Source organism: Caballeronia pedi (assembly GCF_001544915.2).
Taxonomy (GTDB): Bacteria; Pseudomonadota; Gammaproteobacteria; order Burkholderiales; family Burkholderiaceae; genus Caballeronia; species Caballeronia pedi.
This window is the reverse complement of sequence record NZ_FCOE02000011.1, coordinates 188,324-205,331: the sequence shown is the minus strand read 5'-3', so window position 1 is coordinate 205,331 and position 17,008 is coordinate 188,324. Positions and strand designations below refer to the sequence as shown.

22 protein-coding genes and 1 tRNA gene are annotated in these 17,008 nt (G+C 61.4%); 18 read left to right on the top strand and 5 right to left on the bottom strand.

Annotated elements, in window-relative coordinates; all coding sequences use genetic code 11:
* From AWB80_RS44620 to AWB80_RS19085, 13 genes are all read left to right on the top strand, one after another.
* Positions 1-798 (top strand): tail fiber domain-containing protein (locus AWB80_RS44620; protein WP_208635663.1); only part of this gene is annotated, 798 nt, incomplete at its 5' end.
* The gene (locus tag AWB80_RS19140) at positions 795-1,478 is read left to right on the top strand and encodes a phage minor tail protein L (protein WP_061176221.1); all 684 of its coding nucleotides are present in this window, start codon (positions 795-797) and stop codon (positions 1,476-1,478) included. The genes AWB80_RS44620 and AWB80_RS19140, both read left to right, overlap by 4 nt.
* Positions 1,475-2,227 (top strand): C40 family peptidase, encoded by a 753-nt coding sequence (locus AWB80_RS19135; protein ID WP_061176220.1) that lies wholly within the window; start codon positions 1,475-1,477, stop codon positions 2,225-2,227. The genes AWB80_RS19140 and AWB80_RS19135 overlap by 4 nt, the downstream gene beginning before the upstream one ends.
* On the top strand, positions 2,224-2,823 hold the full coding sequence (locus tag AWB80_RS19130) for a tail assembly protein (RefSeq protein WP_061176219.1): 600 nt from the start codon (positions 2,224-2,226) through the stop codon (positions 2,821-2,823). Before AWB80_RS19135 ends, AWB80_RS19130 begins: the two co-directional genes overlap by 4 nt.
* Before the next feature lies 1 nt (position 2,824).
* Positions 2,825-6,217 carry a TipJ family phage tail tip protein gene (locus AWB80_RS19125; RefSeq protein ID WP_061176218.1) on the top strand — a complete coding sequence of 1,131 codons (3,393 nt, stop codon included), beginning with the start codon at positions 2,825-2,827 and terminating at the stop codon, positions 6,215-6,217.
* The gene (locus AWB80_RS19120; RefSeq protein WP_061176217.1) at positions 6,217-6,507 is read left to right on the top strand and encodes an LURP-one-related/scramblase family protein; all 291 of its coding nucleotides are present in this window, start codon (positions 6,217-6,219) and stop codon (positions 6,505-6,507) included. The genes AWB80_RS19125 and AWB80_RS19120 overlap by 1 nt, the downstream gene beginning before the upstream one ends.
* Positions 6,508-7,209, top strand: a complete 702-nt coding sequence (locus AWB80_RS19115) for a hypothetical protein (RefSeq protein WP_061176216.1) — start codon at positions 6,508-6,510, stop codon at positions 7,207-7,209.
* A gap of 12 nt (positions 7,210-7,221) precedes the next feature.
* Positions 7,222-7,530, top strand: coding sequence for a hypothetical protein (locus AWB80_RS19110; protein ID WP_061176215.1), 309 nt, complete (start codon positions 7,222-7,224; stop codon positions 7,528-7,530).
* A gap of 83 nt (positions 7,531-7,613) precedes the next feature.
* Positions 7,614-7,946, top strand: a complete 333-nt coding sequence (locus AWB80_RS43355) for a hypothetical protein (RefSeq protein WP_143328084.1) — start codon at positions 7,614-7,616, stop codon at positions 7,944-7,946.
* A gap of 22 nt (positions 7,947-7,968) precedes the next feature.
* Positions 7,969-8,472 carry a hypothetical protein gene (locus AWB80_RS19100; protein ID WP_143328083.1) on the top strand — a complete coding sequence of 168 codons (504 nt, stop codon included), beginning with the start codon at positions 7,969-7,971 and terminating at the stop codon, positions 8,470-8,472.
* Between the two features lie 60 nt (positions 8,473-8,532).
* A complete protein-coding gene (locus AWB80_RS19095; RefSeq protein WP_061176212.1) occupies positions 8,533-8,817 on the top strand; it encodes a DUF7940 domain-containing protein in 285 nt (94 codons plus the stop codon).
* Complete coding sequence (locus tag AWB80_RS19090) at positions 8,804-9,307, top strand: hypothetical protein (RefSeq protein WP_061176247.1); 504 nt, start codon at positions 8,804-8,806, stop codon at positions 9,305-9,307. Before AWB80_RS19095 ends, AWB80_RS19090 begins: the two co-directional genes overlap by 14 nt.
* A complete protein-coding gene (locus AWB80_RS19085) occupies positions 9,304-9,687 on the top strand; it encodes a hypothetical protein (RefSeq protein ID WP_061176211.1) in 384 nt (127 codons plus the stop codon). Before AWB80_RS19090 ends, AWB80_RS19085 begins: the two co-directional genes overlap by 4 nt.
* A 133-nt stretch (positions 9,688-9,820) precedes the next feature.
* Here AWB80_RS19085 and AWB80_RS19080 read toward each other — a convergent pair whose 3' ends face one another.
* From AWB80_RS19080 to dusA, 3 genes are all read right to left on the bottom strand, one after another.
* On the bottom strand, positions 9,821-11,272 hold the full coding sequence (locus AWB80_RS19080) for a hypothetical protein (protein ID WP_061176210.1): 1,452 nt from the start codon (positions 11,270-11,272) through the stop codon (positions 9,821-9,823).
* 381 nt (positions 11,273-11,653) lie between these two features.
* Positions 11,654-11,729 (bottom strand) — tRNA-His (locus tag AWB80_RS19075).
* A 118-nt stretch (positions 11,730-11,847) separates the two neighbouring features.
* Positions 11,848-12,852 carry a tRNA dihydrouridine(20/20a) synthase DusA gene (dusA, locus tag AWB80_RS19070; RefSeq protein WP_061176209.1) on the bottom strand — a complete coding sequence of 335 codons (1,005 nt, stop codon included), beginning with the start codon at positions 12,850-12,852 and terminating at the stop codon, positions 11,848-11,850.
* A gap of 183 nt (positions 12,853-13,035) precedes the next feature.
* On the opposite strand from dusA, the gene AWB80_RS19065 reads away from it, so the two are divergent.
* The 3 genes from AWB80_RS19065 to AWB80_RS19055 all read left to right on the top strand — a co-directional run bounded on the left by AWB80_RS19065 (position 13,036) and on the right by AWB80_RS19055 (position 14,089).
* A complete protein-coding gene (locus AWB80_RS19065; protein WP_061176208.1) occupies positions 13,036-13,338 on the top strand; it encodes a hypothetical protein in 303 nt (100 codons plus the stop codon).
* A gap of 37 nt (positions 13,339-13,375) precedes the next feature.
* A complete protein-coding gene (locus AWB80_RS19060; RefSeq protein ID WP_061176207.1) occupies positions 13,376-13,771 on the top strand; it encodes a DUF5594 family protein in 396 nt (131 codons plus the stop codon).
* Between the two features lie 114 nt (positions 13,772-13,885).
* Positions 13,886-14,089, top strand: a complete 204-nt coding sequence (locus AWB80_RS19055; protein WP_061176246.1) for a hypothetical protein — start codon at positions 13,886-13,888, stop codon at positions 14,087-14,089.
* A 25-nt stretch (positions 14,090-14,114) separates the two neighbouring features.
* Here AWB80_RS19055 and AWB80_RS19050 read toward each other — a convergent pair whose 3' ends face one another.
* The gene (locus AWB80_RS19050) at positions 14,115-15,146 is read right to left on the bottom strand and encodes a methyltransferase (protein WP_061176206.1); all 1,032 of its coding nucleotides are present in this window, start codon (positions 15,144-15,146) and stop codon (positions 14,115-14,117) included.
* 217 nt (positions 15,147-15,363) lie between these two features.
* On the opposite strand from AWB80_RS19050, the gene AWB80_RS19045 reads away from it, so the two are divergent.
* A complete protein-coding gene (locus AWB80_RS19045) occupies positions 15,364-16,101 on the top strand; it encodes an SDR family oxidoreductase (protein WP_061176245.1) in 738 nt (245 codons plus the stop codon).
* Positions 16,102-16,184: 83 nt separating this feature from the next.
* Positions 16,185-16,547: a hypothetical protein gene (locus AWB80_RS19040; protein WP_061176205.1), complete on the top strand. Its 363-nt coding sequence runs from the start codon at positions 16,185-16,187 to the stop codon at positions 16,545-16,547.
* Here AWB80_RS19040 and AWB80_RS19035 read toward each other — a convergent pair.
* Positions 16,544-17,005 (bottom strand): lytic transglycosylase domain-containing protein, encoded by a 462-nt coding sequence (locus AWB80_RS19035; protein ID WP_061176204.1) that lies wholly within the window; start codon positions 17,003-17,005, stop codon positions 16,544-16,546. The genes AWB80_RS19040 and AWB80_RS19035 overlap by 4 nt on opposite strands.
* Positions 17,006-17,008 lie beyond the last annotated feature (3 nt).

Genomic DNA, 17,008 nt, shown 5'->3' with positions numbered 1-17,008 from the left:
TTCGGATCTGCCGGCCAAGCTAGCATTTCCGCTGCGGGGGCATACTCAGGAACGACCGGGACCTATTCAGGCAACGTGGCTGCAGGCTCGATCACCGCCCCAAGCCTGACGAGTAGCGCGGCTCTGGCTTTGGTCTCGTCCTCAAACGTCATAACGTTATCCACAAACGGTGCGGAGCGCGCACGTCTCGACACGAACGGCGCGCTTCACGTCAACGAAATATCGGCCTGGTCTTCTGGGAACGTCTCTGCACGGAATTCATCCGCCAATTCGTGGGGCATTAGCTCGTACGCTTCGACGCAGAGTGGCGGTGCGTATCTCGCTCGAGTGGACGCCACGGGAACGCCGTTCGTCGCATTCTTCTTCGGTACGACCAATGTCGGTTCGATCAGCACCGGCAACGGCACGAGCACGTCCTATAACACCACGTCCGATTATCGACTTAAGGCGAATTACGTATCGATTCCTGACGCCGCGGTCTCGCTGCAGCGAATCAAGTTCTACCAAGGTGAGTTTAAGGCCGCGCCCGGCGAACTCGCACACTACGTCTTGGCGCATGAGTTGCAGGAGGTTGTCCCTTCAGCGGTAACAGGCGAAAAGGACGCGTTGGGCGATTGGCATCCTCTGTTTAGAGACGGTTACGATCCGGCCGACGTTCAGGATGGCGATATTCTGGACGTCGTGCAGGAGATTGTGCCGCAGGCGGTCGATTATTCGAAGCTCGTGCCGCTGATTGGTGCGGCGCTGCAAGAAGCGCTTGATCGGATCGCCGCACTCGAGGCTAAGGCGGCCGCATGACGATTTCCGCAGACATTCAGCAGTTAGAGCCGGGTCGGCTCATTGAGCTCTTCGAAGTTGACTGCACCGCGATCGGCGGCGATTTGTTGCGCTTCCACGGCCATTTGCAGTCTGCGTCGATCTTTTGGCAAGGCAACGAATATAAGCCGTGGCCCATTCAAGCGAGCGGCTTCGAGCACACGTCGGATGCACAACAGCCGGAGCCAAAGCTGACCGTCGCGAACGTCGACGGGACGATCTCGGCACTGTGCGTATATCTGGCGGACATGGTTGGCGCGAAGGTGCGGCGCCGGCGCACGCTTGGCAAGTATCTCGACGCAGCTAATTTCCCCGGCGGCAATCCGACCGCGGATCCAACTGAAGAGATGGCGACTGAGCTCTGGTACATCGAGCAGAAGAGTAGCGAGACGAATGTGCAAGTCGAATTCACGCTTTCGTCGGCGCTCGACTTTGGCGGGCAGCAACTTCCCGCTCGTCAAATCGTGACCATTTGTCAGTGGCAGTACCGCGACGCAAACTGCGGCTACACCGGCAGTGCTTACTTCGACGTGAACGATCAGCCTGTGAGCGATCCCGCCCTCGACCGATGCAGCAAGAGAATCAGCGGCTGTGAATGCCGCTTCGGCGTGAACGAGCCGCTCTCGTTCGGCGGATTTCTGAGCGACACCATTTCCTCATGAACGAAGAGACGAAGAAAGCGATCGCGGATCACGCGCTCGCGGAGTATCCGCGCGAGTCGTGCGGGCTGGTCGTCTTGCACGACGGCGACGAGTTGTATGTGCCATGTAGGAATCTCGCGACGACCGCCACTGACCATTTCGTGATGTCGCCCGAAGACTATGCGTTAGCCGAAGACATGGGCTCAATCACCGCCGTCGTCCACTCGCATCCCGGTGCGCCTGCGCGTCCGAGCATGGCGGACAAGGCGATGGCGGAGAAGACCGGCGTCGACCGTTGGGTGATCATCTCTGTGGGCGTACAGGCGGATGGCGCAATCGGTGCGGAAGACTGGAGCGAGTTCGGGCCAAGCGGCTATGTGCCGCCGCTGCTCGGTCGCGAGTTCGCGCACGGTGTGCTCGACTGCTACACGCTTATTCGTGACTGGTATCGGATCGAGCGCGGTATCGATCTGCCTGACTTCGAGCGCGCGGATAACTGGTGGCAGGACGGCTCATCGAACCTCTACATGCAGCACTTCGCGGAGGCGGGCTTTGCAGACGTCGGGCAGGACGCAGCGTTGCAGCCGGGCGATGTGCTGCTCATGCAGATCCGCAGTAAGAACGGCGTGCCGAACCACGCCGGCATTTACCTCGGGAACAACCAAATGTTGCATCACATGCACGGAAGGCTTTCCGGCCGCACGGTCTGGGGCGGCATGTGGGCTCACGCGCTGCGCACGGTGCTTCGATATAAGGGAAATCAGACGTGAGCGACAAGCTTCGAACTATTCGCCTGTATGGTGTGCTCGGCGCGCGCTTCGGTCGCGTGCACACCCTCGCCGTGTCGTCGACGACGGAAGCCGTGCGCGCGCTGAGTGCGGTAGTGCCTGGCTTCAAAAAGTTCATGCTCAATGCAAAGGACAGCGGGCTCACGTTCGCCGTTTTCAACGGGCAGAAGAACCTCAGCGAAGAGCGGCTGCCGGAGCCCGTAGGCGGCGATGACATTCGAATCGCACCGATCCTTATGGGAAGCAAAGCGGGCGGCCTGTTTCAGGTGATTCTCGGCGCGGCTCTGATCGCGGCATCGTTCTTCATCCCCGCCGGCGGCGCATTCGGCATTGCAGCGCTGAGTCAGGGTGCGGTGCTCGGCATGGGCGCGGCGATGGCGCTCGGCGGCGTCGTGCAGATGCTCAGTCCGCAAACCAGCGGGCTTGCGAGTTCGAGCGGCGATAACGGTACGTCTTACTACTTCAATGGCGCGGTGAACAGCGCGGCGCAGGGAGATTGCGTGCCGATCGTCTATGGCCGCATGCGCGTCGGATCGAAGCGCGCGAGCGCTGGCATATACGCAGAGGACCAAGCCTGACATGCGCGTCTACGGTTCCAAGGGCGGCGGCTCGTCGAGCACGGCGACCGAGTCGCCTGATAGCCTGCATTCGACCGCGATCGCGAAGGTGCTCGACATCGTATCGGAAGGCCCGATCGTCGGCCTGGTGAATGGACTGCAGTCGGTCTATCTAGACGACACGCCGATTCAAAACGGCGACGGCTCGACGAACTTCACAAACTATTCGGTCGACACCAGGACAGGCACGCAGGACCAGACGTACATGTCCGGATTCCCCTCGGTGGAAAATGAGATCACCGTCAACACCGCGCTGACGTCGGACACGCCGTGGGTTCACCAGTTGCAGAACCTCCAGCTGTCCGCGGCGCGCATCCGCTTCGGCGTGCCGCAGCTGCAACAGTCGAATCAGTCGACTGGCGATGTCACCGGCTACCGCATCGAGTACGCAATCGACATCGCCGTGGACGGCGGCGCGTATGCGCAGGTGCTCAGTGGTGCTTTCGACGGTAAGACAACGTCGCTCTATGAGCGCAGCGTGCGCATCGAACTGCCGACGGCGACGACCGGCTGGCTCGTGCGTGTGCGCCGCCTCACCGCGAATGCGCACAGCTCGCTGATCGCCGACACGGTGAACATCGAGGCGATCACCGAGATCATCGACCGGAAGCTGCGTTATCCGATGAGCGCGCTCATCGGACTATCGTTCGACGCGCAGTCATTCAGTTCGGTGCCGACGTGCGCCTACGACATCAAGGGTTTGATCATCCGCGTGCCGACGAACTACGACGTCGACGCGCGTACGTACTCGGGCACGTGGGACGGCACGTTCAAGACGGCATGGACGGATAATCCGGCATGGATCTTCTACGATCTGGTGCTGAATGACCGGTACGGTCTCGGGAAGCTCGTCGATGCATCTATGATCGACAAGTGGAACCTTTACCTGATCTCGCAATACTGCGACGTCATGGTGTCGGACGGGAAGGGCGGACAGGAGCCGCGCTTCACCTGCAACGCCGTGATCCAGTCGCGCGCGGACGCGTATAAGGTGCTTCAGGATCTCGCGACCGTCTTCCGAGGCATCGCTTATTGGGGTCCGGGGCAAGTCGTCGCGAACGCGGACATGCCGCAAGATCCGGAATATGTCTACACCGCTGCGAATACGATCGATGGTCGTTTCGAATACGTCGGCTCTTCGCGCAAGACTCGCTACACGACGGCACTCGTCAGTTGGAACGACCCGGCGAACAGTTACAAGCAGGCCGTCGAGTACGTTCCCGACGAAGACGGTCTGGCGCGCTATGGCGTAATGAAGGCGGAGATCACGGCATTCGGCACGACCTCGCAGGGGCAGGCGCACCGGCTCGGATTGTGGTCGCTTCTTACGAGTCGGTACGAAACGAACACGGTTTCGTTCAAAGTAGGTCTCGACGGAACGCTTTGCCCGCCGGGCACGATCATCGCCGTGGCAGACCCGGCGAAGGCTGGGCGGCGCACGGGCGGTCGCATCCGCGCGGCCGCTGGCCGCGTCGTGACGCTCGATAAAGCGCCCTCGGTCGCCGCCGGCGATATGCTGACTGTAATTCTCCCTTCTGGCCTCGCCCAGAAGAGAACTGTGCAAAGCGTGACCGGAAATGCAATAACCGTCTCGGATGTGTTCAGTACGCAGCCCGCCGCGGGCGCGGTATGGATGGTCGAGAGCAGCGACCTCGCGGCGCAGTATTTCCGAATTGTCAGCGTTCAGGAGTCGGACGACGACGGGCAGATCACGTACACCGTCAATGCGACGCAATACGAGCCTGGCAAGTATGCGGCGATCGACACCGGCGCAGCGATTCAGGTCCGGCCCATCACCGTTATTCCGCCGTCAGTGCAGCCGCCGCCGACCAACGTTCGAGTGTCTACGTATTCGGTCGTCGACCAGGGCATCTCGAAGACCATCATGGTCATCGCGTGGGACGCAGCAGACAAGGCGGTCAACTACCTACCCGAATGGCGGAAGGACAACGGGGATTGGGTGTCCGCCAATCCAACAGGCGGGCTGCAGGTTGAGGTAGTCGGCATCTATCAGGGCACGTATCTCGCGCGTGTGCGCGCGCAGAACGCGATGGGCGTGACGTCGGTTCCGGCGTACGGCGTGAACACGACACTGACCGGCAAGACGAGTCCCCCGCCGGCGCTGACGTCGCTCACCACGACGACGCAGGTATTCGCGATTCAGGTCGACTGGACGTTTCCCGCCGATGGCTCAGCAGGCGACACCGCGTATACGGAACTCTGGTACAGCAAGACGAATGACCGTAGCACCGCCACGCGGCTCTCGCTTTACCCATATCCGCAGGCGCGCGCGAACCTGATGGGACTCGCCGCTGGTCAGTCGTTTTTCTTCTGGGGCAGGTTGATTGATACGACGGGCAATATCGGCCCGTGGTATCCGACCACGTCGCAAGGCGTGCTTGGTCAGAGCAGCAGCGATGCCGACGAGATTCTTTCCTATCTCACTGGCCAGATCACGCAGACGCAGCTCGCTCAGGACCTCTTATCGCAGATCGAAGCCATACCGGACCTGCAGCAGACGGTCGAAGAGACGGCGGCGGCGATCACCTCAGAGCAACAGTCGCGCATCGAGGGCGACAGCGCATTATCGGAGCGCCTCGACGTTGTCAGCGCTCAGGTGCTTCTCCCGCCGCTCGCCGGCAGCACTGACGACTACGCTGGCTCGACTCAGATTTATGCCGGTGTCTGGTCGGAGCAAAGCGCGCGCGCCGAAACGGATCTCGCGCTCGCGAAGAGCATCGATACGGTGTCGGCTCAGATTACGTCGAACAACGCGCAGTTGATCGCGGCGGTGCAAACTGAGACGCAGGCGCGGATCGATGCCGACAGCGCGCAGGCTTCCCAAATCACGACTATCCAGTCGACGGCGAACGATGCGCAGGCGACAGCGCAGACGGCGGCGAACTCGTACGCCGACTTGAATGGGCGCGTCGCCGCTTCGTACACGATCAAGACTCAGATCACGGCGAACGGCAGGACATATATCGCTGGCGTCGGAATAGGGGTCGACAACACCAGTGGCGTCATCGAATCACAGGTGCTGGTGGCGGCGAGCAGATTCGCCGTCCTAGATCCGAACGGCAGTGCCGTCTCGTCTCCGTTTGTAATTCAAGGCGGACAGGTCTTCATTAGTCAGGCGTTCATTGGCACCGGCTGGATCACGAATGCGATGATCGGCGATACGATCCAAAGCAACAATTTCGTGTCTGGCGTACAAGGCTGGCAAATCAACAAGGCGGGCACGTTCGAGATCAACGGCACCGGGAATGGCGGCCGCAATTTGCTGAACGCGAACGGCCAGCAGATCTATGACTCGGCCGGCACATTGCGTGTTCGTCTCGGATATATCCCCTGATGGCATATGGACTGGAGTGCTACGACGCATCCGGGAACCCGGTTCTCCGCGTCACGGATCGCATCACGCGTTATGGTGGTCAGTTCGATACCGGAACGACGGCTGGATCGATGACGATACCGATGTTCGGCGGCGGCACACCCTGGTTCACCGTTCGTGACATTGATCCATTCAGCGGGGCAAGTATTCCGGCGTCAGTGTCGATCAGCGGCAATGTGATCAGCTGGACTTTCGCGGCATCCTCGTCGTATCCGAATCGGTCGGTGCGAGTGACCTACGGGGTGTATTGAATGGCCGACTTTGGGCTGCAGGTGCTGAACTCATCGGGCAACGTGCAGATAGACAGCACGTTCAAGAATCTCGCTTTGCGAGAAAAAGGCACCCTCACCTCGGGCGGATCTGAGCAGGGTAATACGGGTTGGTACTTCGCCTCCGTGACAACGGCCGTTGGAACTAGCCCCATCATCGCCTTCCGATCGTCCGCCAAGTGCTACCTTCGTTACTCGGCGATCTCGGGCAGCCAGATCACATACTTTTTCCATTGCCAAGGGTCGGGTGTGGCCGTGCAGTATTGGATCTTCGACGATCCTTCGCTCGCGACTATGTCCGGCAACTATGGATTGCAGGTATTCAATAACGTCGGGTCTGTCGTTTTTGACTCGCGAACGAAGTACATGCGCGTGATCGATACGTTGAGCTCGCCCGGCTCGATCACGGGCGATCCGATCGATAGTGGAATTTCACGCAGTTATTCTGGAACGCCGGCTGTCGTCCAAGGACAGCTTCGCTACATCATCAGCAACAACGCGGTGGGAACTCCGCCGAATGTCTCGGTGATCAGCGTTCTGACAGTGCCGGCCGTGTCGTTCTCTGGCGGCGCCGTGACATGGAAGGCTGACAATCCAGCAACAACCCAGTTCACAGGGAATGTGCCAGAGGGGCAGAATCACACGCCCTATGACTACATGGTCCTCGACGTTTCAGGTATCTAGGAGAACTACAGCATGTCAATCATCATCGACTACGTCACGCCTGGCACGGGCGCGACGGCCGCCTTTCATGTCGTGCAGCAAGTCACGATCGACTATCGCAACTCGCGCTGCGCGGCGCAGCTCGAATCATTTGTGAGCAAGGAGACCTTTGACAACGGAAAACAGCCCGTTTTTAGCCAGTCAATCGAGTTCACCGAATTGCCGACGGCCGATCTCGATCCGCGCGCGTATGCCGAGCAGAAGATCGTCGCGCCTGCTGACGACAAAACGTCGCCGACGATCGCGCGACAGTATTTCATCGGCGCCGAGATCGCCGAGTAAGAGACAGGCCAGACGCGACAAGCCGCCGCCGCGCGGCTTTTTTTATGCCCGGACGACCGGCAACAGTACGAGGAAGGTCATTCATGCCATCGCCAGAATGGATTCAGAACGGAGGTGCCGGCGCTGTAGCAGCGCTGGCCTTCCGATGGATATGGCAAGAGGTCAGAAGCCGGCGCAAGGACATTCAGGTCGATCAATCCGAGGCGCTTGCGCTCAAGAATATGCGCGACGAGATCGCGCGTCTCACCGAGCGAATTGATTCGCTGGAGAGGAAGCTCGACGAACGGGATGTCGAAGTCGAAGCGGAGCGGAAGTTGCGACGCATCGCCGAGAACGATCTTGATCAAGAGCGTCGGCGAAGCGCGGCGCTCGAGGATCGAATCGCCGAATTGGAGAGCGAACTTGCCAAATCTTAGTCAGTGGTGGCGCGCGAGCAAGTTGCTCATCGCCGTTGGGCTGTTGGTGCTCGTTGCTGGATTCGCCGGCGCGCAGTGGCAGTCACGGGCGGACGCGGACGAGCGTGCAGCGCTGCTCGATCGCTTCCCCATCGTGCGGAAGCAGGAGCGCGAAGCGTGCGTGCGAGAGTTCAGTGCTCAGGTCAGCGGCCTCAAAGCGTTGAACGAACAGGGTGCCAAGGCGCTCGACGACATCCGCGCGCAGATGGAGGACACGCACGAAGTCGTCGCTTATACGCTGCGCTTCCTTGGCGACCGGGCGAAGCTCACTGACGCGCGCCAGGCTGCGCTGATCAAGCAGGCTCGGCAGGCCGCCGCAGCCGCGACGGCCGCGGCGCAGAAAACCGAGGTTGTCGAGCAGAAAGTGAGCGTCGCGACGGCGAAGGCGACCGAGGCCGCGACCACGGCGAAGGCTGTTGACAAGAAGTTGGAGAGCGCGGTCCAACCGCCGTTGCCGGTTCAGCCATGGGCTGGCAATCGCCGCTGATCTCATTACTTTTCCACCTAGACCCGGCCTCGAGCCGGGTTTTTTATTTCCGGAGGCCATATGCCACTTATCCCGTTCACTCGCTGGCGGCTCACGCTTGCCAACGGGTGGCAGACGCTTCACAAGCGCGGCACGGTCATCGCCGGTGCCGCGTTCACCGCGCTTGCCGGCGCGGGTCCGCTCATTTCGCAGGCGTGGTCCGGTATGCCGCACGAGCTGCGCGACGTGATCCCGCAGAACGTGCAGCAGTGGATTGCCTACACGATCTTCGGCCTGACGTTCATCGCGATTCGCTACACGTCGGTGCATCGCGCGCCGAAGGAGGGTGGCGATGAATCTCAATGACGTCATCCGCACGGCGATCGCGCCGGCTCTCGCAATCCTGCCGTACCAGATGGACACGGGTGAAGCGCGCGTGATGCTGCTCAGCATCGGACTGCAGGAGTCGCGCTTCACGTGGCGACAGCAGATGGGCGGCGGTCCCGCGCGCGGCTTCTGGCAGTGCGAGCAGGGCACGCAGGCGAGTCGCGGCGGCGTCTGGGGCTTCTACCTGCACCCGTCGAGCCGGTACTGGATGAGCGTCCTGTGCAAGGCGCGCGGCGTCTCGTTCGACGCCGCATCGATCTACAGCGCTCTCGACAGAGACGATGTGCTGGCGGCGGGCGTCGCGCGGCTCGGTCTGTTCACGGATCCGAAATCTCTGCCCGCTATCGATGACATCACGGGCTCATGGAATCTCTATCAGCGCGTTTGGAGGCCGGGTAAGCCCAAGCCCGATTCGTGGCCGGTCCTTCATGCCCAAGCTGTCGCGGCAGTCACCGGAGAAAAAGCATGATCGAACTCTTGATGAAGCTCGGGCCGTGGGTGGTCGCCGGGCTGTCCGCGGTCGCTGCTCTGTTCTTCCATTTGAGCAGCAAGGCGAAGGTAGCAGATGCGCAGCAGAAGGCGCAGGTCGACGTCGCCGCGGCGGAGGTGAAACAGCAAGTAGCGGAAAACAACCTCACCGCGCGCAAGACGGCAGACATTCAGGCCGACGCGGACGCGGCAAAGACTGCGGCGACCGCCGCGCAGGAGCGCACCAATGTGGAAAATTCTCAGGTCATTCTCGATGACGCTGCTGCTCGCGATGAGCTTATCCGGATGCTCCGTGGCTCCGGTGAAGACAACCCCGGAGCCGGCCAAGGAAGTGCCGGGGCCGACCCGGGTCGTCGATAACTCATGCCTGTATTTCAAGCCGATCACGCCGACTGACGCAGACGTGCGCGTCATGTCGCGCGGCCTTGTCGATCAGGTAACAGCGCATGACAAGGTCGGCATTGAGCATTGCGGGTGGAAGTTTCGCTAAAGGCTATCGAGAATGCTCAAGCGCCCCCTGCAATTGTCGGGCTGGAAATCCGGCCGATTCAGGGCCCTGAATGCTGGTCACCGCAAGTGTGGCGTTTCTTTTCGAGACAGTCACATGCACGGCGTCCGGCATCGAGCATTTCGCGTCTTTGTAGAAAAGGAATTGCCGCTTATATTGATCGCCATAATCGATCAACCAGAACGCGCGCCCGACGCCCAAGACAAGCCAAAATGGCGAGGTGTTGGCTTCCTCCGGGCTTGGAATGCTCGGCGCGAAGCAGAACGCAGTGTCTTTTGTGATTGGGACATTCTTGACGGCCGTCTGCAGTTCTCTGATTCCGGATCCGTAAGGCGAATCCATAAAGCTCTCTCGCTGCGGTGCGCCGTTCTCGATCGAATAGAACACGAACACGAAGCTCAGACCGATCAGCGCGAACGACCGGATCTCGCGCGCCCGGAACGCAGGCATGGCGAAGTTCCCGAACAGCATCAGCGCAAACAGGATGTAAGGAATCGCCATGTACCCGAGCGTGCGCTGATCGCTTAGGAAGAACAGCATGCCGAACGCTGTGCCGAATGCCGCGAGCAGCGGCAAGGTCAAAAGATAGGTGCGCCGGATGTTGAGCGCGACGAGGGCGATCACAGCAATGAAGAGAAGCCAGTATCCTCGCCCAATCATCCCCGCGCGCAACAGCTCGTCGTAGAACTGCGCGCCGATCAGCGAGTGCTCAAGCGACAAATCCAATTTATAAACTACCGGCGCATTGTGAGAGATCGCGAGCGACCATGCGACTGTCACCGAAGTCAGAGCGCCGAGGAACACGATCAAACGCCCGAATTGCGGAATCGCGGTTCGGTGATTGCGCAGCAGTACATATACGCCGACAAACACGACCGCGAACAGCGAGCTCACGTTCGAGAAAACCGCCAGCAGAAAGACAATCGCTGCGCTCACAAGGCGCGGCTTTCCGGCATTAATTCCGCCTATCATCAACGCGATGAACCAGAAAGAAAAGAGGTGGGCGACAGTGTGCTGAGAATTGGAGATCCACAATGCGTGCGGGACAGTTGGCGCCATGTAGAAATACACAGCCGCGGCGGTCGCTGCGACATACGGATCGATAGAAAACTCGCGCAGTGTCCTATAGATGAACCAACAAACACCCGCGATAACGGCGAGATTCAGATAGAAAAAATTAGCGGGATCCTTTCCGAGAATGTGCGACGTCAGGAAAAAGTAAAGATCTCGCGTTACTGGCCGTCCGAAGTTGCCTTTCGGATTGAACAAGTGATGAAATTCGAGCGTGGAGTAGCGCGGCCAGAAATAGAAATCGTCTTGGAAAAAATATGAGTGTCCAATTATCGTGAGGTATGCTGCGAAGACCAGAACACAGATTACGATGCTGGAATAAACGAGCGCCTTTTTGAATGGTTCAACCTTGTTTCCGCTTACCACCTTCTCTCCCTATAGTGCCCGTGTTGTGTGATTCGTCGTCTGTGCCGACGGCCCATACCCAGAATGCACAGCCGTTAGCCAGCACTGCTGTTACCTGAGTTCCGCAGCCGCGCACGCAAACCGCGTGATTTCCGTTCGCAATATCGCCACCCCAATGCTCGCATTTGCGGGCAATGGTGCGCTCCGAGTTCGATCTGGAACAGGCCCAAGTGCGCGCCCTGCGAAGCTGTATGCATGTACAGCATATACGCTTTGGCATATAAGCATACAGGGCTGTTCAATTCCCAAAATGGGAATTTTCGCGGGAACCAAAGCAAAAACGGCACTGTGATTTTTCACAGTGCCGTTTCTATAAATCATTGAACTGCTTGGCATTCTCGGTGGGGTGGCTGATGGGACTCGAACCCACGACGACAGGAATCACAATCCTGGACTCTACCAACTGAGCTACAGCCACCACTGTTACCGCGATCCTGACTGCTTCAGAACTGCCGTAGCAATCAAGAAGCGAGATTATACGAACAAAGATTGCGCTTGCCTAGCCCCTTTGAGCATCTTTTTCCGGCACGCGCGCTTCAGGATTCGATCGCTTCCGCGGCGTCGCAGAGATGGGCACGCGCCTCGTCGAAAATCGTCAGATCGCCCTTCGCGAGACGGCGATTGTCGGACAGCACGCGACGCCATCCACGCGCGCCCGCGACCCCGCGATAAAGCCCGAGCGCATGCCGCGTCACCGCGCCGAGATACGTGCCGCGCGCGAGTTCATTACGCGCGTAGCCGATCAGTCCCGCCTCGATCTCCTCGCGTGAAGGCACCGGCGTATCCGCGCCATAGAAGCGCGTGTCGACGCCCGCGAGCACATACGGATTGTGATAAGCCTCGCGACCCAGCATCACGCCGTCGACATGCTTCAGATGCTCCTCGACTTCATCCAGCGTCTTGATGCCGCCGTTGATCGAAATCTCCAGATGCGGGAAGTCGCGCTTCAGGCGATACGCATACTCATACTTGAGCGGCGGAATCTCGCGGTTCTCCTTCGGGCTCAGGCCTTTGAGGATCGCGTTGCGCGCATGCACGATGAACACCTCGCAGCCCGCATCGGCGATCGTGCCGACGAAATCGCGCACGAACTCGTAATCCTCGACCGTATCGACGCCGATGCGATGCTTCACCGTCACCGGAATCGACACGGCATCGCGCATCGCCTTCACGCAATCCGCGACGAGCTGCGGCTCCTTCATCAGGCACGCGCCGAATGCGCCGCGCTGCACGCGCTCGGACGGGCATCCGCAATTCAGGTTGATTTCGTCGTAGCCCCATTGCTCGCCGAGCTTCGCGCTTTTCGCGAGATCGGCCGGCTCGCTGCCGCCGAGCTGCAGCGCGACGGGCCCTTCGGCGGGTGTGAACGCGAGATGGCGCGCGACATCGCCGTACAGCAGCGCGCCGGTCGTCACCATTTCCGTGTAGAGCCACGCATGACGCGATACGAGGCGATGCAGGGACCGGCAATGGCGGTCGGTCCAATCCATCATCGGTGCGACGGAAACGCGGCGGGGGCTGATCTTCGATACGGCTGTCATGGGCGACAGCGGCCGCGCTTTCGGGCGAACCGCCTTGAATCTGAAGGGGAATCCGCGATTTTACCGCAGCGCGGCAGTTCGGTCGTGCCGTTCGCTCGCGCGGGGCGTCGCAAACGTTCACTCCCTTCGCCTCACCATGCTAGGATTTCCAAACCACCCCCAACGACGGCATCGGAGGCAGACATGGCTACTTTGGCGATCGACGGTGTGCGCTGGGTCAACGACCGCGTGACCAGCGTGCGCTGGGGCAGTTTCGATCCAGCCACGAACGACTGGGCCGCGCCCACCACCATCGTGGATGTCCAGCAGGTCGTGGACGCCATCAAAAGCGGCAAGGAAGTCCGCACGCTCTTCACGCTCGGCGGCCGTGCCTTTCTCGGCCCGAAAGTCATCGCGATGCCGTATGCGAACGGGCATATCGGCATCGAGGCGCGCGTGCAGGACGGTCAGATCGAGAAATCGCTCGAAGATCTGCCGCCCGTCTGAACCCGCCGCACACCAAGGCCGCGCGCGGAGAACAGCTTTGAATCGGCAACAGGCGCTCCGGTACGAGACCGACTTCATGCCGCGCATCGTCGAGCGCGTGACGCGCGTCGTCGGTCACGGCGTGCGCGTCGAAGTCTTGCCCTACGAAAGTCTGCTCGTGCCGACGCGCCTGCACGTCAGCGCCGAGCGCGCACCACACGAGGGCGATGACCATCGGCGCGGCTATGTGTATCCGTTGAATGTATTTCTGACCTGGGACGACGAGGAAATCGAACGCCTGCTGGGCGCTGGCGGCGAGGCCCGTTTCGTGCGATACCTCGATGCGATCGGCGCCAAGCTCGACGCGTGGCAGGGCGCGCGCGACGTCGATCTCACGACGCGCTCGCAGGCGGAGCCGTCGGTGCTCTTCGGCGGTCTCGACTTCGAGGCCTGATCACGGCGGCCGGCTGCCGCCCGCTCGCGCCCGTTCAGCCGGACGCATCGCATCGCCGATTGCCACGCAGCGCGCGGCACGGCAGGGCGCATCAACATGAACGAGGAGGTCGGTATGGCATCGTCGAATGAAGGCAACCTGCGCGCATTCGTGCAGACCGCGGAACAGGCGGGCGGCTTCATCTGGGTCATCACGCTCGTCGATTTTTCGGCGCGCGAGGTCAAGCGCGCCATCGTCTCCGAAGAAAATTTCTCCACCTCCGACGCGGCTCGCGATGCGGGCAACGATCGCCTGAAAGGCATGTCGAACGACCACTGACGAAGCGTGACGGCGCGCGACGGAGTTACTTCGTCGCGATCACCATCGAATCCGGTCCGACCAGCGGCTCGACGCGCGCCGCTGAGAAGCCCGCTTCCTTCATCCACGCGCAGCATTGCGCGCCGGTGTAGTCGAAGCCGCCCGGCGTTTCGATCAGCATGTTGAGGCTCATCAGCAGGCCGAACGCGTTCTGGCGACGCGCGTCGTCGATGATCGCGTCGTACACGATGAGGCAGCCGCCCGGCGGCAATGCCGCGTGACATTTCGCGAGCAGTTCGAGCTTTTGCGTCAGATTCCAGTCGTGCAGGATGTGACCCATCACGAGCACATCGGCGGACGGGCACGGGCCCTTGAAGAAATCGCCGGGATAAAAGCGCAGCCGGTCCTGCAGGCCGTTCGCGGCGACGTATTCGTCGAAGATCGGGCCGACGACCGGCAAATCGAAGCCGCCGCCCGTCAGATGCGGATGCGCGAGCGCGACCTGCACCGGCAGCGCGCCCTGCGCCGCGCCGATATCGATGAACGTGCGGTACTCGCTCCACGGAAACTGCCGCGCGATCGCCCGCGCCGCGCCCATGCTCACGCCGCTCATCGCGTGCAGAAAGCCGCGCAGACGCGCGGGGTCGCTGTAGAGGGTGTCGAAGAGATTGCCGCCGTGCTTCGATTCGTTCTGCGGCAGCCCGCTGCGCAGCGCGTCGGTCAGCGATCCCCAGAACGGGTAAAGCCGCGCGTTCGCCATCTCCAGCAGTCCGCCTACATAAGTTGGCTTGTTGCGATCGAGGAAGATGTCGGCATCGCCTGCGTTTGCGTAGCGGCCGTCCTCGCGCGTGAGCAGATTGAGCGCGACGAGCGTATCGAGAAAATCGAGCGCCGCGCGGGGATGCAGTCCGAGCGCATGCGTGAGATCCTCGGCCGGTTGCGGTCCGGTCGCCAGTTGCGTGAATACGCCAAGCTCGACGGCCGAAAGCATCGCTTTCGATGCCCAGAAGGCCATGCCCATTTGCAGCAGCCGCTCCGGATTCGGCTCGCCGTCGATGTTGCCCTGCGCGTCCTGCATGATGCGCCTCCTGTCGAAATTGCACGTAAGCGAGCGGGAAGGACGGCGTAACTTTAGGCGTCGCGCGCACACGGTTCAAGGAGATGTGTGGCCCGCATCACGAAGACGAAAACATGTTCGACGATATCGAACGAGTGCACCGAGAGCATCGCACGGCAGGATGCGAAACGCCGTCCATAATGGCTTCACACTGATCAACGTTCACAAGGAGAACGCCATGAATCGCTTCGAAGGCAAGACAGTTCTGGTCACCGGCGGCAACAGCGGCATTGGTCTCGCGGCGGCGCAGGCATTCGCCGCGGAAGGCGCGCGGGTCGTCATCACGGGCCGCGACGAAAGCGCGCTCGCCACCGCGCGCGCCACGCTCGGCGAGAACGCCATCGCGATCCGCAACGTGGCGGGTACGGTCGCCGCGGCGCGCGAACTCGCGCAACGTCTCGCCGATGCGAACATCCGCCTCGATGCGGTGTTCGTGAACGCGGGCGTCGGCACGTTCGCGCCGTTCACCGACATCGACGAAAAGGCATGGGACGAAACCTTCGCGGTCAATGTCAAGGGTCCGTATTTCCAGATCCAGTCGCTCGTGCCGCTGCTCAACAAGGACGCGTCGATCGTGCTGAACGGTTCGATCAACGCGCATATCGGCATGCCGGCGTCGTCGGTGTATGCGGCGAGCAAGGCGGCGCTCGTGTCGCTCGCGAAGACGCTGTCGGCGGAACTGCTGCCGCGCGGCGCGCGTGTGAATATCGTGAGCCCCGGCCCGGTCGCGACGCCGCTGCATGGCAAACTCGGCCTCGTCGATGAAGCCGCCGCGCAACTGCAAAGCCAGATTCCGCTCGGACGCTTCGGCAAGTCGAGCGAAATCGCGGCGACGGTGCTGCATCTCGCATCGACGGAATCGGGTTTCATCGTCGGCACGGAGATCATTATCGACGGCGGCATGAGCCAGCTCTGACCGCCGGCGCGGGCCGCGCATCGTCACGCAATTCGCGCGAAGCAGGCGCACAATCGCCGAAGGCCACGACACGGGTCATCGGAATGACTGAAAAAGAAGAGCAAAACGATGCGCATACGGCCCGCGAGGCGCGCTATCGACGTTACGAGGCGGCCGGCGAACCCTCTATTCGCGCGGACCTCGACGAGTCCGCCGACACCGATCCCGAAGCGGCATTCAAGCGCGCGTGGCTGCGTCGCAAGGAAGCGTCGCGTCAGGACGAGCAGTTTCGCGCGATGTTCGCGTCGGTGACATCGGCGAACGACGCGGCGCAGCTCGCCCGCGATTCGGCGCAGGCGTCGCGCCGCTCCGCGTTCTGGACCATGATCGCCGCGCTCGCGGCGACGCTGGGCGTGATCGTCAACGCGGCCATCGCGCTCGGCTGGCTCGACTGGCTGCGGCGTTAGCGCATGGTCGGTTGCAGTTCGCCCCAGCCGACGAGGATCTGCTGGATGCTGCGCGCGTAGGCATCGCGATACTTCGGCGATTCCGAGTGATACGCGCCGACCGCGCGCCACGTATTGCCGTACTTCACCATCTTCTGCTTCAGCAGCCACGCGGCGACGAACACGTTGACGCACGGATCGGTGAGCGCGCGATGCGGTATGCCGTGGCGCGCCAGATCCGGGAAATGAATCGAGTTGATCTGCAACTGGCCGACATCCATCGAGCCGTTGAGATTGCGGTTGATGGCGGCGGCATCGCCTTTCGATTCGCGCCACGCGACGGCGCGCAGCACGAGCGGATTGACGCCCTGATAGGCGGCGGCCTGCTCGAAGCAATCGTCGGCGAAAGCGGGGCTCGCCGCGAGCGACGCGACGAGCAGCGCGCACGCGGCGCGCGCGACATGAGTGAAACGGAACATGAA

Coding starts and splice junctions, on each gene's coding strand:
- AWB80_RS19140 (WP_061176221.1), top strand. CDS start 795: ATGACGATTTCCGCAGACATTCAGCAGTTAGAGCCGGGTCGGCTCATT.
- AWB80_RS19135 (WP_061176220.1), top strand. CDS start 1,475: ATGAACGAAGAGACGAAGAAAGCGATCGCGGATCACGCGCTCGCGGAG.
- AWB80_RS19125 (WP_061176218.1), top strand. CDS start 2,825: ATGCGCGTCTACGGTTCCAAGGGCGGCGGCTCGTCGAGCACGGCGACC.
- AWB80_RS19120 (WP_061176217.1), top strand. CDS start 6,217: ATGGCATATGGACTGGAGTGCTACGACGCATCCGGGAACCCGGTTCTC.
- AWB80_RS19115 (WP_061176216.1), top strand. CDS start 6,508: ATGGCCGACTTTGGGCTGCAGGTGCTGAACTCATCGGGCAACGTGCAG.
- AWB80_RS19110 (WP_061176215.1), top strand. CDS start 7,222: ATGTCAATCATCATCGACTACGTCACGCCTGGCACGGGCGCGACGGCC.
- AWB80_RS43355 (WP_143328084.1), top strand. CDS start 7,614: ATGCCATCGCCAGAATGGATTCAGAACGGAGGTGCCGGCGCTGTAGCA.
- AWB80_RS19095 (WP_061176212.1), top strand. CDS start 8,533: ATGCCACTTATCCCGTTCACTCGCTGGCGGCTCACGCTTGCCAACGGG.
- AWB80_RS19090 (WP_061176247.1), top strand. CDS start 8,804: ATGAATCTCAATGACGTCATCCGCACGGCGATCGCGCCGGCTCTCGCA.
- AWB80_RS19085 (WP_061176211.1), top strand. CDS start 9,304: ATGATCGAACTCTTGATGAAGCTCGGGCCGTGGGTGGTCGCCGGGCTG.
- dusA (WP_061176209.1), bottom strand. CDS start 12,852: ATGACAGCCGTATCGAAGATCAGCCCCCGCCGCGTTTCCGTCGCACCG.
- AWB80_RS19065 (WP_061176208.1), top strand. CDS start 13,036: ATGGCTACTTTGGCGATCGACGGTGTGCGCTGGGTCAACGACCGCGTG.
- AWB80_RS19055 (WP_061176246.1), top strand. CDS start 13,886: ATGGCATCGTCGAATGAAGGCAACCTGCGCGCATTCGTGCAGACCGCG.
- AWB80_RS19050 (WP_061176206.1), bottom strand. CDS start 15,146: ATGCAGGACGCGCAGGGCAACATCGACGGCGAGCCGAATCCGGAGCGG.
- AWB80_RS19045 (WP_061176245.1), top strand. CDS start 15,364: ATGAATCGCTTCGAAGGCAAGACAGTTCTGGTCACCGGCGGCAACAGC.
- AWB80_RS19040 (WP_061176205.1), top strand. CDS start 16,185: ATGACTGAAAAAGAAGAGCAAAACGATGCGCATACGGCCCGCGAGGCG.
- AWB80_RS19035 (WP_061176204.1), bottom strand. CDS start 17,005: ATGTTCCGTTTCACTCATGTCGCGCGCGCCGCGTGCGCGCTGCTCGTC.